1 rRNA gene is annotated in these 237 nt (G+C 45.6%); it reads left to right on the top strand.

The features are described 5' to 3' along the window. Positions 1–148: 148 nt before the first annotated feature. Positions 149–237, top strand: a 16S ribosomal RNA gene (locus tag L6D74_RS29950); the annotation flags it as partial.

The following is a 237-nucleotide window of genomic DNA, read 5'->3' as shown; positions in this document are numbered from 1 at the left end:
TGAATCAAGCAATTCGTGTGGGTGCTTGTGGAGTCAGACTGATAGTCAACAAGATTATCAGCATCACAAGTTACTCCGCGAGAAATCAAAGATGTAACCAACGATTGCTGAGCCAAGTTTAGGGTTTCTTAAAAACCCAAAGATGTTTGAACTGAAGAGTTTGATCATGGCTCAGATTGAACGCTGGCGGCAGGCCTAACACATGCAAGTCGAGCGGATGAAGGGAGCTTGCTCCTG

The sequence above is a fragment of the Pseudomonas pharyngis genome (assembly GCF_021602345.1).
GTDB classification, from domain to species: Bacteria; Pseudomonadota; Gammaproteobacteria; order Pseudomonadales; family Pseudomonadaceae; genus Aquipseudomonas; species Aquipseudomonas pharyngis.
The sequence above is the reverse complement of the archived record's forward strand: the minus strand, read 5'-3'. Positions and strand labels throughout refer to the sequence as shown.